We start from the raw sequence: 15,045 nt of genomic DNA, 5'->3' as shown, positions 1-15,045 counted from the left end.
CATCAATGCAGTCCTGATTGGCGATATGCTTAAAATAATACTTCTAAAAACATTAACATCCGTCATTTCACTGAATCTTAATTAAAATTTTATTCAGATTATCGCTATGGTACTAAGGAAATTTAGGAAAAAATTAATTGTTGACCAGAAGATAATCGTTTTTGATGATGGTTTTCTTCAGAAGAGAAACTTGAGCCGTTGCTAATCTTTTCCCCTGTGCAGAACCAGGGTAAGCTCATCTAAAAGAGGGTTGACATAAAGTATTGATAATAGTCATCATGTAATTGTTGTTTATAGCAGCTTGCTTCATTTTTTGACGAAGACTGCGTTTAAATATAGCAATGTGCGCTGGCATATTTACACATTATTTTTGTAGACCTGTTCTAGACTGCACTTTGAGCTGGACATTGTAAATACCTGAGCGCACATTGCTATATTTTCTCTTGATGGAGAACATCAAGTACCAATCGTCTCAGAAGAGTGAAGTTGTGTAGACTATGCTTCGATTTAATACGACATTAATATTCAGAAAAAGTGACATCAACTGTTCAATTAAGATTGTTTTAATTGACAATTTCTTATGAATTTTAAGATTTATTTGACCTTTAAGTTTTTTTTTCATTTTTGCTTTAGTCTTAGCTTAGTAGGACTTATTGCTTGCCAAACATTATCAGATCCCAAAGAAGGAATTACTCACCAAATAATTAGACTAGGTTCTGTCCTTGCTTTAGAAGGACAAGAAGAGATTTTAGGGAATAGGATGAAATCTGGTTTAAAAGCTGCACTTGATAACCAATTAGTACAGGCAAAAAAAATTAAGTTAATCTTTGAAAATGATTATTATGAGCCTTCAGTTGCTCGTCAAAAAACACAACAGTTAATTCAATCTGGCATTTTTTTGATGATTGGAAATGTCGGTACACCCACCGCAAAACAAACATTGCCAATTTTAAAGGAAAATAATATTCCTGCCATTGGTTTTTATACTGGTTCTGAACTTTTGCGATCGCAATCTGAACTAATTATTAATTATCGTGCAACTTATGCAAAGGAAATAGAAACTGTAGTTAAAATGGCTTTAAAATTTGGGGTAAAACCCTCTGAAATCTGTGCTTATGTTCAAGATGACAGCTATGGTATATCGGGATTAAAAGGAGTCAGACACGCTTTAGTAAAAGCAAAGGTTGAAGAGAATATCTTACGTCCCTATGACCAAGTTTTAGAGTATAAAGAAAAGGGAAATAAAGACAATCCTTTCCTTAGCCCCGTAGGATTTTATCCCCGTAATACTCCCTATGTAAAAGAAGGTTATAATTCATTAAAAAAGTGGGAAAAAAGCACAGGAATAAACTGTAGATTAGTCGTCACAGCAGGAACTTCTACTAATATCGCACGATTTATTAAGTTAGCTCAAGAGAAAAGAGAGGATTGGGTCATTTCGTCCCTGTCATTTGCTCATGCAGAGGAATTACAGTTTGACTTAGAAGAATACGGTGTCAAAGAGAAAGTGATTATCACAGAAGTTGTTCCCTCATTAGACTCCAATCTACCTATTGTTCAAGAAGCAAAATCCAAGCTAAAAAACGAGTTTGATCGTGTATCTTTAGAAGGATATATTGTAGGAAAAATGACTTTAAAAATTCTCAGAGCAATACCAGGAAAAATTAATCGTGAAAGCTTTTTAAAACAGGTTGCTATTTCCAAATTCGATCTAGGTGGTATTGCAATTGATTTAACTCAAGGCAGAACTCAGTCCTCTGAGCTTGTTTCAATAACTGTTCTTACCCCTCAAGGATTTAAACATTTAAAGCAAGATAAATTAAGGGATATATTTCAATAATTATTGATTATTATTGGTTTTTTTATCGGAAAAATAACTAATGGATAAAAGAGAAAAAAATTTACTAGAAGAAATGAGTAATCCTGAGTCTCTCAATTCTGAAAAATCTAAAAGCAGTCCTGAAAAGACTAGATTAAAAGAACCTAAATTATTGAACCCCATTTCTATTGTAGACGCCAAAATTTATGATTTTGTTGAATGGCTGCAAGATTTATCTTTCTTTAAGTTAACAGTTATGTTAAGTGAGGGCGCACTGTTGTTGGCCGTGGTATCTTATGTGATTACCATACCTGCTCGAAACGAACAGAAGATACAAGAAGCTCGAAATGTTCTGCGTGAAGAATCTGGCCATGAATATAGTGACGCACGGATTGCTGCCCTGAAAGTTTTAAATAATAAAAGTTGCCAAGGTAATCCAGGACTAAAAGCACCTAAAGCAAAAATGCCTAATCTTACCCTTAATCCTTGCCAATCTTTATCTTTCAGTCAGGGTTCACTGAAGGTTAATAAATATTCAATGGATCTCTCCCATTCAAATTTAGAAGAAGCTGATCTCTCAGGTGCAAGTCTTGTCGGAATTAATTTACGAGGGAGTAATCTCCAGGGTGCAAATTTGGCCAAGGCTAATTTAAAAGGTGCGGATCTAACGGGTGCCCAATTACAGGGTGCGAATTTAGCACAAGCCAACTTAAAGAAAGCCATACTCCAAGATAGTAATTTAGATAATAGTAATTTGTATGGAGCTAACCTTCAAGCAGCCAATTTCTCTGAAGCTAGTCTAGTCAAGATTAGAGCCTTATGGGCTAATTCCCGTAATGCTATTTTCCATCGAGCCAAATTACAATCAGCGAATTTTAATCGAGCAGATTTAAGGGGGGCTGATTTTTATAAAGCTAATCTAGAGAATGCCACCTTGCGTTTTGCCGATTTAAGTAGCACGACTAAAGCCACAGGAGCGCAATTAAAGCCCACTAATCTGCGAGAAACCGAATTAAAAGGGGCCGATCTGTGGGGAGCAAAAATGTGGTCAACATTTCAAATTAAACGGTCTAAAAATTGGCAGGAAACTACTAAGATGCCTAATTGGGAACAGCAGATCGAACAAGAACGATTACCTCGTTTACGGATAGCTTTGCTCAAACCAGAAACTGGTCAAAGTCTTTCCGATGCCTATGAATTGGGGATGCGTCGTGCTGCTAACCGTCGTGTGGAAATTTGGGGGATTTCTCATTCCAGTGGTGTGGAGAACGAAGCCAAAATAATTAAGCAGTTGATCGATGATGGTATGGATGGGATTATCTTAACACCTGAAGATCCCGTTGACTCACTTCCTGCGCTGAAAAAGGCTAGCGATGCTGGAGTGGCTATTATCACTGTAGATTTCTGCTTCGATTTTATCAAAGCAGAAGATTTAGCCATTGCTTGCTTTAATACAAATAGTTTCCAAATGGGCTATGATTCAGGCCAATACATAGCACAATGGACTCAAAAGAATTTACTGCCCAATTCCTCCTCAAGACAATCGGTTCAAATTGCCTTGGTTGATGGTGCTGTCTACGATCGCTACTACCCCTATCTTCAAGGGGTATCAAAAGCGATAAATGAATCGAATGTCTCGTTTGAAATTGTTGACTCCGTTAGCGTTACTTCTACCAGGGATATTATAAAGGTTAAAAAACTACTTAAAAATAATCCTAATGTTCAGATACTTTGGGGAGGGTCAAATCTAGCAACGGAGACTGCACTTACAGCAGTGACAGAATCTGGTTTGAATAACAAAGTTAAGGTTTTTGGGGTTTTAGACCTGTCGAAAGAGAAAGCAGAAATGTTACTAGATCCCAATAGTCCTTTAGAGTTGATTATCGATCAGTCCGGTCTTGAGATTGGTTCTGATGCTGTTAAAAAAACAATTTCTGTCTTGAGAAAAAAAAGGTCAGGAGCAGATTATCGGGTTTACCCCGTTAAACATCGTCTATTAACTCAAGATGACCCAGACACTGTACGTGATTTTCTCAAGGAATATGGCTGGTTCTAACGGTAGTCTCACAAAAGGGCGTTGGTAAATCAAGAGATGAAACTTTAAGAGTAATCTGTTTCTGATACCTTTAAATAGGGTTTGCTGAAAAAGTCCTGTGAGCGAGGGTAGGAGTCAGGAGTCAGGAGTCAGGAGTCAGGAGTCAGGAGTCAGGAGTCAGGATAAATGGGAATGAGCGAGGAGGTAGGAGTAAGAATTGTCCCTTAATTTTTCTGCCATAGTCAGCCCAAAATACTAGCTTTTTGAGCGTTTTCAACTGAAACAAGCGCACTTTTTTCGACCCTCAAAAGGCTAAAACCTTTATATATAAATACTTTGATAATTAATCAGCAAGTCCTAAATATTTTACCAGAGTCAGTGATGGGTATTACCCCTAGTAGAAAATCATCTTGCTAATTACCAATGCCCTTTTTTCCTGTCTCCTGACTCCTGTCTCCTGACTCCTCCCTAATTATTTATAAATGTTTAACCGGACATAATATTACTACTTTAAGAATTCCCAATTTTAAACCTGAAAAACTATAAATTATCCCACTCAGACGCCGCATCAGCTATGGCCTGATCAACAGTTTTCTCTGCCAACATAGCCGCCTGTAAATTTTGAGAAATAATCTGTTTCAACTCATTCAAATTTTTAACTTGTGGAAGTAAAACTTCTGCTTTCAGCATTTGATTAGCACTAATAATTCGAGCTTTATCTTGAGTAGAAGCATTAGAAGGAAGATTTTGAAAATAATTATTCTCTAAAGTCTGAGTTATAGAAGGTAGAACATTAGTTTCTTGAGTAAAAGCAGTTTGATTTTGATTATTAGTGATAAACAAAGCAAATTTCAGCGCTTGGTCTGGTAGTTTAGTATTACTAGAAATAGCTAAATTCATTAACATCATACTCTTTTTACCAGTTTCACCCGTAATTTGAGATACAGGTTCTGATGCTTGTCCAATATCCGGTGTATTTTCAGATATTGCCTCGATCGCTTCTGAACCAGAAAACAACATAGCTATTTCTCCAGCTTGATATAAATCAATACCAGCTTGAATCCCTTTTGTCAATACTTCCTTTGGTAATAGCCCATCTTGATATAAATCAACCCAATACTTGAATACTGTCTGACCAGTTGGAGTATTAAAAGCAGCCTTTCCATCAACATCTATCAGTGTCACTCCCATCTTGCCAAAAGACTCTAATACCTCTGAAAATTCTTCTGGTAGAAAAGAAATAAAAAATGCGTACTTATCAGTTTTTTCTTTAATCTGTTTAGCCACCTCTGCTAACTCTGAATAATTTTTGGGAGGTTGCTCTAGTCCTGCTTGTTGAAATAGCTGAGAATTATAAATAGTTATATTTGTTGTGGCATACCAGGGGATACCAAAACTTTTACCATTAATCTGACTAGCTTGCCAAAGATTAGATAAATATTCATTCTTAACCGAATCTGATAAAATAGTATCCAAATTTAACCAAGTATTAGGTTCAGTCAATAAATGTGCAAAACTTGAATTAAGATTAACAACATCTGGAAGAGTTTCTGTCAAAATAGCACTCTCAATTTTGCTTTCCATCTCTGACCAAGACACATCAACCCATCGCACCGATAAACCTGGATTATCTGCTTCAAAATCAGTAATCAATTGATTAAAATAATTCGTAAATTGAGGTTGAAGCTGTATCGTCCAAAACTTAATTTCTTGAGTATTTAAGTTAGGAGAGAGAGTGGTGCAACTAATCAAAAATGTTAAAATTAGTCCGAAGATAGCAAATAGTCTAAAACGTTGCCATTTAACAATGTAAAACATTTGATGAAATCTATAAAAGTATCTGAAATATAGTTATTTGATTGAAGTTATGATAATTTTTGCACTTTCCATTATCAAGGAAAAATAAAATTATTATATAATTCTAAATTACTATCTTTTTGTCTATTTATAGTAGAGGTTTTATCAATATATAAAATTTAACTTTGAAAGGTGATTCAGGAATTAATTTTGGGGGAAAACAGTTAATAGCTTATAGCAGTTTTCATTAACATAGAATACAGAGATTTTGGCTTAAAGGCAGAAGGCAGAGGGCAGAAGGCAGAAGCTTTGTAGTCTACCTTTGTGAACACCGCTATAAATTGAGAATAGTAAAAAATTATAAGATTAGTTTTTAGTAACTGAATCTCAATAATTTTCTCGTTAAAAAACATTGTTTTAGATTAAATTTAAGCTGTAAAATGATACTTTTTAAAATCACTTAACTGTCTATAAAATATAAGCAATCTAGTTTTAATTTGGAAAGATATAAGCAAAATTAATTACATAATTTTATGGTAGGCTAAATAGCTTATACAAAATTAAAGTGAAGTTGCATAGAATAATATTTTAATCAGAGCTGACTGTAGAGCGAGACAGAAAAGTTAATAAATTTCATAATTCTGTGTCGCCTCACGTAAAATTGGTATTATACCTAACGCCCAAAAATGAACACCTAATCCTCATCCTGTGTCGCCTCAGATAAAATTGGTATTAGACAAATATTGATTGTCTATTAACAAGTCCATCATTGACTCTTCACTATTGAGTTATCAGTTCACTGTTTCTCACTCCAATAGACAATTTTTTTGCTAATTAAACGGATTTAATATTAATTGTTTGGAGTAGATTAGAATCAAGAGTATCGCGGACTTCTTTGAGCACAGAATTGGCAAATACAGTTTCAATACTGAACCACTTTTACCAATCGCTGATAACTGCTCACTTTTTTTAACTATATTTGGTTTTCTCTTGGCCATAATTGGGAGATACAGTTGAAATGCCGAAACACTTTTACCGATTACTGATAACTGATTCAAAGCATTTTTCAGAAATTAATGCTATTCTTGGAAAATGGAAAAAATCAGCATAACAAAAGTTATTAAATACTAAACACTAACTCTTGGAAAACAAAAAATCATAGTTAAGACTTTTGGTAGTTAGTATGAGTATTTTAATAGAAATCTGATAATAAACACAACTAACTATACCTTAATACTTAATTAACTTATAGATAGTATTGCCAAGATTATCATCATCAATTTATCAATAGTTTTTAACATTGTATTTCCAACCCTCACGTTTATTTGAAAAATTAGTGTGTACATTTTTGGTAAATCAAAATCCCCATCATACACCAGAATTTCGCAGTTCCTCTGCAGGAAGCGAACTGATTCAAAACAGCCATAATTTCTAGGTCTAGTCATGGCAAATTTAGAAAAACATATTTGTATTAAATTAAAATCAGGAGAACTATGGTTAATTACTTAAAAAAATTGTTAAAAAAAAAGCAACCAGGAATAGGAGTAGAGATAGGCCCAGAAAGAATTAATATTGCTGAAATCCGTCAACAAGGAGAGCAATTAAAGTTAATAACCCTTGCCACAGCAGAAGTGCCAGAAGATGTATTTTTAGAAGGTCAAATAGTTGATCCCCCTACAGTATCAGAGCTAATAGAGTCAGCTATAGAAGAAAACAATATAAAAACCAGAAGAGTAGCAACAGCAATTCCAGGCAGAGAAGCAGTAACTCGTGTAATACCTGTACCAGCAGAATTAAACGACCAAGAATTGCAAGATTATATGAATCAAGAAGCAGGTTTATACTTACCATTTCCCAGAGAAGAAGCAGATGTAGACTACCAAAAATTAGGAATAATACTAGACCCAAATGATGATTTAGAAAAAGTACAAGTAGCCTTAGTAGCAACTAGAAAAGAAGTAACAGATAGCTACATAGAAGTATTCCACCAAGCAGGATTAGTAATAGACGTTTTAGAAGTAAGTAACTTTGCCTTAATCCGAACAGTAAAAGATATACTTCAACAATATGGACCCCAAGAAGCAACAGTAATAGCAGATTTAGAATTTGACAGTACTGAACTTGCTATCGTAGTAGATGGAATACCTCAATTTAACCGGACAATTCCCATTGGTACTTATCAAATGCAATCTTCCTTAAACGAAGCAATGAACTTACCTCCGACCAGAGATACTACCGAACTACTGGGAATGACCGTTCCAGTATTAGATACAATGGGAGTCACAGGCAACGAACCCAACCCTGGAACTAATGCCTTACTAAAAGTATTAGCAGAATTAGGGGATGAACTGCGACGCTCAATAGATTTCTATCTCAATCAATTTGAAGATTTGGAGGTGGCACAATTATTATTAACAGGATCGGGTGCAGCAATAGGACAAATAGATGACTTTTTTATGCAACGTTTAAGTTTACCCGCATCCAAAGTCGATCCAATAGAAACTTTAGCCCTAGAAATAGAACAAGAAATTCCACTAGAACAACGTTCCAGTCTAGGAGTCGTATTAGGTTTAGGATTAAGAGAGGTTTAAATTAATTATGTATGGCTTAGATATAAATTTTCTTAACGATCGCCCAGAATATAAAAAAGATATTCCCAAACCAGTAAGTGGTGGTGGACTATCACTAGAAGACCCCAGACCAATTCTGATTGGGGCAGCAGTAGCAGTAGCAGTTAATGGTCTAGTTGCAGGTGGATGGTTCTATCTCAATCGAGTAAACACCAAATTACAGGCAGACCTAGACAAATTAAATGCCGAATTGAGCAAACTAAACACTCAAATTAAAGATATAGAAGCAATCAAAGAAAAAACTAAGACATTTAAAGCAGAGGCAAAAGCCTTAGCAACAGTTTTCGACCAAATTAAACCATGGTCAGCTTTATTGGGAGAATTTGGCACCCTCATACCTAGCGGGGTCAAAATAGCTAGTATAGAACAAAAAGAACCAAAAATAGTTGCTCCAGCAGCACCTCCAGCAAGTAAAAAAGCTCCAAAAAGGGATAAAAAAGAACAGGCAGCAGTACCCCCAAAACCAACAGCAACTATATCATTTTCTGGGACAGCAGATTCTTATGGTCAAATTAATGACTTTTTATTGCTACTGCAAAACTCCCCATTTTTCCAAGGAGAAAAAACAAAACTAATTAGTGCTGCGAAAAAACCTAATCCAACCAGACTAGAATTACAAGAATCTAGGTCAACTTTAGCTCCGGATATACCAGAATTACCACAAGTAGTTGAATATAAAATCGAAACCAATCTCAGCCCCTTAGGCGCATCAGAATTATTGCCTCAATTAAAAAGTCAAGGAGCAATTGGATTAGTAGATAGGATAGAAATATTAACACAAAAAGGAGTATTTTAAAAATGGTAGTAGCAAATGAATGGAATCCAGAATTAGAAGAACAAGAAGGAGAAGTAGGGGGTCCGAAAATATTCGGTATCTCACTCAAAGACCCCAGATTTCTCGGAGCAGTTATTGGCGTTGTCGGATTAGGAGCAGCAGGATTTTTAGGATATAGTCATTTCAAACCAGCAATTGAAAAAAGTGCGACATTAAGAACAGAAATAGAGACAGCAAAAAACACTATAAAAGAACAGAAAAAACAAATAAAAGAACGACCAAAAGCAGAAGCAGAAAGGGCAGAAGCTGAGAAACAAAGAGAAGACGTAACCAGCTTATTTGCCAGTGAAAAAACCATGAAAACTCTGCTGTACGATATGAATAAACTGATCGATCAAATTAATACAGGAATTAGTAATGAAGACCGACAAGCCAAAATGATTAAATTTGAACCAGTGGAGTCAAAAGATGGCAACTATATAGTTAACGATAATTCATTAGGACCACTGGTAAATGGTAAATTAAAGCGACGAGAATTCAAAGTAGAATTTGAAGGAACTTATGCCCAAACAAGAGCCTTTATGATTGCTTTGGAGAGAATGCAAACATTACTGGTAGTAAAAAACTTAAAAACTAAACTACAGCAAGGAAATCAGATTATCGAAGTTGAATGGAGACAAAATAGATTTATACCAGTCAGGCAACCAGAAAGTAGACTCAGAACATCCTTTGATATGCACGCTCTGTTGGCCTTAAGCAAACAAGAATCATTGGCTAAACCAGAACCTGCCAAACCAGAAAAGCAAAAAAAGAAAAGATAACATAATTTGCCAAATACTATGGTATGCTATCTTGTTATATATATGTAAATTTGACAGTTAGTGCTTGGAAGGGTGGGAAAAGTAGAAAAAAGAAAAATTTGAAAGGTGACAGTTCCAAAGCTGTGGATAAAGCCCTATACTCTAGCCAAATACATAAAAAACGACGGTAGAGAGTTAGCTAGGCGGATTTATCCCCTGGTTGAATAACGACACGGGAGTTTTAACCCGAAGTAAAAATCTGCTCTGAAAGTAAGCTCACAGGTGGATTTTTACTTCGGGTTGAATAACGACACGGGAGTTTTAACCCGAAGTAAAAATCTGCTCTGAAAGTAAGCTCACAGGTGGATTTTTGTCTACCCCGAGGAGTCTAGAAGTCTGTTGACAGGCTGCAAGTAAAAGTGGATTTGTCCCTTTTGCGGTGTTTTTTTACACAGAATCCAGGGTGTTTCAACCCCTGGAGATGTCAAACCAACATTTTCCTAATCATGGCCTAGCGTGGAGTGAGGACAGTGAAACAGCAAATTCAATTTAGTAGTGGACTGTTAGGTGGGGTAGCTGCGGTAATCATCGCCCAGACACCAGCTTTTGCAGTTACACAAATTACCCAAGTCCAGTTAAATTCAGCAGAAGGGGGCATGAACATTGTCCTAGTGACAAACAATGGCGATCGCCCCGAAGTTTTCTCAGTTAATAGAGATAACTCTTTCGTTGCAGACATAATTAATGCTCAACTTAGGATTCCCGAAGGCAACAAATTTCGGAAAGATAGTCCAGCACCTGGCATAAAATATGTAGAAGTAATGCAGGTAGATGCCAACAGTGTGCGGGTAGTCATCCAAGGTACAGAAGTTGCTCCCAGAGGCAGAATTATCCAAGGGGGGGGGGCGAGGAATTATTCTGAGCGCTGCTGCAGGGTCAGGAGAAGTAGCTCAGGCATCCACACCTAAACCTAATAGTTTTCCCCCACCCTCAGAAGCATCTGAACCTGCCCCCCCACCTGTACAACCAGAACCTACTGTAGTACCTCCAAGAGAAACCACCAGCTCCCAAGAATCAAAGGTATTATTACCAGATTCTGAGCTCACAGGAGACGGTTTCCCCACCTTACCAGGACAACCATCCCCCAGTGAAGTTCCTCCTTTTCAACCACGAGCAATAGCACCACCAGTAGGTGACATAGCAATATCCAATATTAACCCCTCAGTAGAAGTTATAGATTTAGGCACACAAGAAAGAATACCTCGTTTAGTTTTGCGAGATGCTCCAGTCAGAGATGTTTTAGCTTTACTAGCTAGAGCTGCCGGGTTGAATGTAGCCTTCAGTTCAGGTGGGGAAGAAGAAACTGGACCTAGTATTTCCCTAGATATTGAAAATGAGTCTGTTCAAGATGTTTTTAACTATGTTCTACGTCTAAGTGGGTTGCAGGCCAACCGAGTAGGGAATACAGTATTTGTGGGGCAAGAATTACCAGCAGAAGCCAGAAATGTTGTAGTCCGTTCTTTCCGCTTAAACCAAGTTACTGCCCAAGCTGCTGCGGGTTTCTTAGTTAGTATGGGAGCTGAAAGTGCAGTTGTGACAAGTCAGCCAGTAACTCAGGTAAATACAGTTAATATTCCTGGAACTAATCAGGCAATTACAAATACAGAAACAATTGAAAGAACAGTTATTCAGCCTCTACGCTACGACCCCCAAGATGCTCCTCCGTTGTTAAAAGGTTTACAGGTAGTAACTGATAGCCGACTTAATAGTGTTACTTTAGTAGGTCCACCACAACAAGTAGAGATTGCTGCAGCCCAATTGGTACAGCTAGATTTGCGACAAAGGCAAGTAGCTGTAAACGTAAAGGTTATAGATATTAACTTATCAGCAGAGGAAAACCTTAATAGTAGTTTCTCCTTTGGGGTTAATGACAGTTTCTTTATTAACGATAATGGGGCAGCATCTCTAAACTTTGGTAGTCTTCAACCTGCTAGTATTACACAACAGAATGCTACTAACCCTCTTTCCCGCCCTGTCACTGGTAACCCAATTTTGGGAGACCCATTCTTTGATAGCCAACGTACATTTGAAGTTCCAGGAACTGGTATCCCTAACCTTAATCAGGGTAGAGGAACTTTCCTCAGACCTATAGCTCCCACCACAAGTGAACCGACAAGAGTTGGTATTGATGATTATGAACCATCAGAAATAGATGTTGATAATGATGGGGTAATAGATGTGGAATTAGGAGAGGCAGAATTTGGCTTATTCCCTCAAATTTTGTATCCAAGGCGATTTCTCGGTCAATTAAGGGCTACTGTGAGGACTGGTAATGCCAAGATTCTCACCGATCCAACTTTAGTGGTTCAAGAAGGAGAAATAGCTAGTGTCAGACTTGTAGAAAATATTGTCAGAAGTATTGACAGTAATTTTACAGATGATGGAGGTACGAGTCGAGAAACTAGAACTGTTAGGTTTGAAGATGTAGGTTTAACCCTAGCTATACAGGTAGAGAGAATAGACGATAATGGTTTTGTGACTGTAACAGTAAATCCAGAAGTAAGCTTTATTTCAAACAGGGTGCCAACAGACGCTGATAATCAAAGTGAATTTGGTACAGAAATTGCCAGGCGTCGGGTAGAATCCGGTAGAATTCGCCTGCGGGATGGACAAACTCTGATTATTTCTGGCATTATTCAAGAGCAAGAAAGAACAATAATAGATAAAGTGCCTATTTTGGGAGATTTACCCATCATTGGTTCCCTCTTCCGCAGCAGCCAAAATGACAATCAACGAGCAGAGACAATTGTCCTACTAACACCTCAAATACTGGATGATGGCGATCGCTCTTCTTGGGGTTATCGATTTAATCCTAGTCCAGATGCTTTGCAAATGATGGAAAGGGGTCAACCAAGGCCACGCTAAAGTTAAATTTAAGGGTTGACTAACTATTATCTATTTGCTCACATATATTCACATAAGCTTCTATATGTATGCCAAGATAGGATTATGGGTTATGTTCCACCCCAGAAAGCCTTAGAAATACTTGGCTTGCATCCTAACACACTACGCAAATATGCAGATGAAGGCAAAATCGAAATCATTAATAACGAAGCCAGGCAAAGATTGTATAACACACAATCTTACATCAGAGGTGCAACTAGAACTACCCTTATTTGCTACTGCCGAGTCTCATCAGCAAAACAAAAAGATGACCTCAATAGACAAGTTGAGTTCATGCAAAACCAGTACCCAGAAGCAGAAGTTATCAAAGACATTGGCAGTGGACTCAACTTCAAACGAAAAGGTCTTAGAGCCATACTGGACAGACTCTTGCGAGGGGATAAGCTCACAATTATTGTTACCTGTAGGGACAGACTTACCAGATTTGGATTCGAGCTTATACAGTATTTGGTCGAACAAAACGGTGGAAAAATCCTGGTTCAAGGGCAAACTATATATTGTCCAGAATCAGAAATGGTCGCCGATGTTCTCTCCATCATCCACATATTCTCCTGTAGAGTCCACGGACTTAGAAAGTACAAGCAAAAAATCAAAGAAGATTCGGATTTACCTAAATAGTGAACAAAGACAACTACTCAGACAATGGATAGGTGTGGCTAGGTTTACCTATAACCGAACCGTTGAATACCTTCAGCAACCTGATACCAAGGCTAATTGGAAAGCAATCAAGGGTGGGATTTTGAAGAATTTACCTGAGTGGTCTAAACCTGTTCCTTACCAGATAAAATCTATTGCTGTTCGTGATGCTTGTATAGCAGTCAGAGAAGCAAAAGTTAAGTATTCTCAAACAGGACAGGTACAGCAGGTAAAATTCAAATCTCGTAAAAATCCTATTCAGTCTTGCTACATACCTAAATCGGCAGTATCAACAAAAGGTATTTACCACACTAAGCTTGGGTTACTCAAATTTTCTGAGCTATTACCTGAGACTTTTGGAGATTGCAGAATAGTTGTTGCTCGAGGACAATATTACCTTTGCTTGCCAGTTGATGCACCAAAACATCCGGCTGAAAATCAAGGCCGGGTTGTAGCATTAGACCCTGGAGTGAGAAACTTCTTAACGCTATTTTCAGAAAATAGTTTTGGTTGGATAGGTTCTGGCGATATTGGCAAAATTCAGAGACTTTGTTATCACTTAGATGATTTGATTTCTAGGCTGACTCAAGCTAAATCTAAAACCAAGCAGCGTATGAAAAAAGCAGCTAATCGAATGAGGTCAAAAATTAGAAACTTGATAGATGAGTTGCACCACAAAACAGCTTTATTTTTGGTTCAAAACTTTGATGTAATTCTGCTGCCAACTTTTGAAGTTTCTCAGATGACAACCAAATCAAGCAGAAAACTCAGAAGTAAATCAGTGAGACAAATGTTGAACTGGGCACACTATAGGTTTGAGCTTTTCTTAAAGCATAAAGCTGTTGAATACAACAAAGTCGTTGTAGATGTAAGTGAAGCCTACACTAGCAAAACCGTTAGCTGGACTGGTGAAATCCTCAACAATTTAGGTGGCAAAAAAGTTGTGACTGGTAACGATGGTTTTCGCCTTGATCGCGACTTAAACGGAGCGCGTGGAATTTTGATCAAAAGCGTGGTAGAAAAATTTTCTACCACATTGGGAGATACCCCCTCAGTAAGTTAATCTTACTGTGCATTGTTAACAATTGTTAGCAAAATAGTATCGGATGGTGTATATTTATCAGTTTGAACCATCCCAATTTTGTTGATTGAAAAACCTTCGTCTTACATTACCTTCAATAGGTTGGGTGCGTCTTGCCAAACCATTACCTGTAACAGCAATACATAATTGTGTGATTTCTCGTACTGCCGATCAATGGTTTATAGCTATTATAGCGGTTTTCAAATAGATAGACTACAGTGGCCAAAGCATTCTCCTACTCCCTACTCCATACTCCCTACTCCCGCGCACCAACAGAATTTTGTAGTCTACTTAAATGAAAAGCGCTGTAAATATGAAGTTGAGAAACCAAGTATTGAAGCACAAAGACCTACAATTGGTGTCGATATTGGAATTAAGGAATTATATCAAATCCGGTAGCATCGGTATAAAAAAATTAAACCTGATAAATTAAGGGATGAATAGTAAGAGTTGGGCGATCGCCATGCCGAGATTGTTAAAGCTAGAACCACACAAAAGTATCGAAGAG

Annotated in this window: 11 protein-coding genes and 1 pseudogene; 10 read left to right on the top strand and 2 right to left on the bottom strand. The window is 37.2% G+C overall.

Features of this window, described 5'->3' with window-relative positions; translation table 11 throughout:
- Positions 1-235: 235 nt before the first annotated feature.
- Positions 236-548, bottom strand: a pseudogene (locus tag D5R40_RS42440) (hypothetical protein); the annotation flags it as partial.
- Positions 549-580: 32 nt separating this feature from the next.
- Between D5R40_RS42440 and D5R40_RS05455 the strand changes: the two are divergent.
- Together D5R40_RS05455 and D5R40_RS05450 are read left to right on the top strand one after the other, a co-directional pair.
- Positions 581-1,840 (top strand): ABC transporter substrate-binding protein, encoded by a 1,260-nt coding sequence (locus D5R40_RS05455; protein ID WP_124143003.1) that lies wholly within the window; start codon positions 581-583, stop codon positions 1,838-1,840.
- A gap of 40 nt (positions 1,841-1,880) precedes the next feature.
- The gene (locus D5R40_RS05450; protein ID WP_124143002.1) at positions 1,881-3,875 is read left to right on the top strand and encodes a pentapeptide repeat-containing protein; all 1,995 of its coding nucleotides are present in this window, start codon (positions 1,881-1,883) and stop codon (positions 3,873-3,875) included.
- Positions 3,876-4,394: 519 nt separating this feature from the next.
- Here the strand turns inward: D5R40_RS05450 and D5R40_RS05445 are convergent.
- Complete coding sequence (locus tag D5R40_RS05445; RefSeq protein WP_124143001.1) at positions 4,395-5,672, bottom strand: ABC transporter substrate-binding protein; 1,278 nt, start codon at positions 5,670-5,672, stop codon at positions 4,395-4,397.
- Between the two features lie 1,472 nt (positions 5,673-7,144).
- Between D5R40_RS05445 and pilM the strand changes: the two genes are divergently transcribed.
- The 8 genes from pilM to D5R40_RS05410 all read left to right on the top strand — a co-directional run bounded on the left by pilM (position 7,145) and on the right by D5R40_RS05410 (position 14,745).
- Positions 7,145-8,242 carry a type IV pilus assembly protein PilM gene (gene pilM, locus D5R40_RS05440; RefSeq protein WP_124143000.1) on the top strand — a complete coding sequence of 366 codons (1,098 nt, stop codon included), beginning with the start codon at positions 7,145-7,147 and terminating at the stop codon, positions 8,240-8,242.
- Positions 8,243-8,249: 7 nt separating this feature from the next.
- The gene (locus D5R40_RS05435) at positions 8,250-9,077 is read left to right on the top strand and encodes a PilN domain-containing protein (protein ID WP_124154329.1); all 828 of its coding nucleotides are present in this window, start codon (positions 8,250-8,252) and stop codon (positions 9,075-9,077) included.
- A 2-nt stretch (positions 9,078-9,079) separates the two neighbouring features.
- Positions 9,080-9,877: a pilus assembly protein PilO gene (locus D5R40_RS05430; RefSeq protein WP_124154328.1), complete on the top strand. Its 798-nt coding sequence runs from the start codon at positions 9,080-9,082 to the stop codon at positions 9,875-9,877.
- 509 nt (positions 9,878-10,386) lie between these two features.
- Positions 10,387-10,824 (top strand): AMIN domain-containing protein, encoded by a 438-nt coding sequence (locus D5R40_RS39145; protein ID WP_240041547.1) that lies wholly within the window; start codon positions 10,387-10,389, stop codon positions 10,822-10,824.
- A complete protein-coding gene (locus D5R40_RS05425) occupies positions 10,727-12,781 on the top strand; it encodes a secretin GspD/PilQ domain-containing protein (protein ID WP_240041546.1) in 2,055 nt (684 codons plus the stop codon). The genes D5R40_RS39145 and D5R40_RS05425 overlap by 98 nt, the downstream gene beginning before the upstream one ends.
- Before the next feature lie 84 nt (positions 12,782-12,865).
- Positions 12,866-13,438: an IS607 family transposase gene (locus tag D5R40_RS05420; RefSeq protein ID WP_124142996.1), complete on the top strand. Its 573-nt coding sequence runs from the start codon at positions 12,866-12,868 to the stop codon at positions 13,436-13,438.
- The gene (locus D5R40_RS05415; protein WP_124142995.1) at positions 13,344-14,519 is read left to right on the top strand and encodes an RNA-guided endonuclease InsQ/TnpB family protein; all 1,176 of its coding nucleotides are present in this window, start codon (positions 13,344-13,346) and stop codon (positions 14,517-14,519) included. Before D5R40_RS05420 ends, D5R40_RS05415 begins: the two co-directional genes overlap by 95 nt.
- A gap of 85 nt (positions 14,520-14,604) precedes the next feature.
- Entirely contained in the window at positions 14,605-14,745 is a 141-nt protein-coding gene (locus D5R40_RS05410) for a hypothetical protein (RefSeq protein ID WP_205127210.1), read from the top strand.
- The last annotated feature ends 300 nt before the right edge of the window (positions 14,746-15,045 follow it).

This window comes from Okeania hirsuta (assembly GCF_003838195.1).
In the GTDB taxonomy this organism is placed as follows: Bacteria; Cyanobacteriota; Cyanobacteriia; order Cyanobacteriales; family Microcoleaceae; genus Okeania; species Okeania hirsuta.
This window is presented reverse-complemented; position numbering and strand designations above follow the sequence as displayed.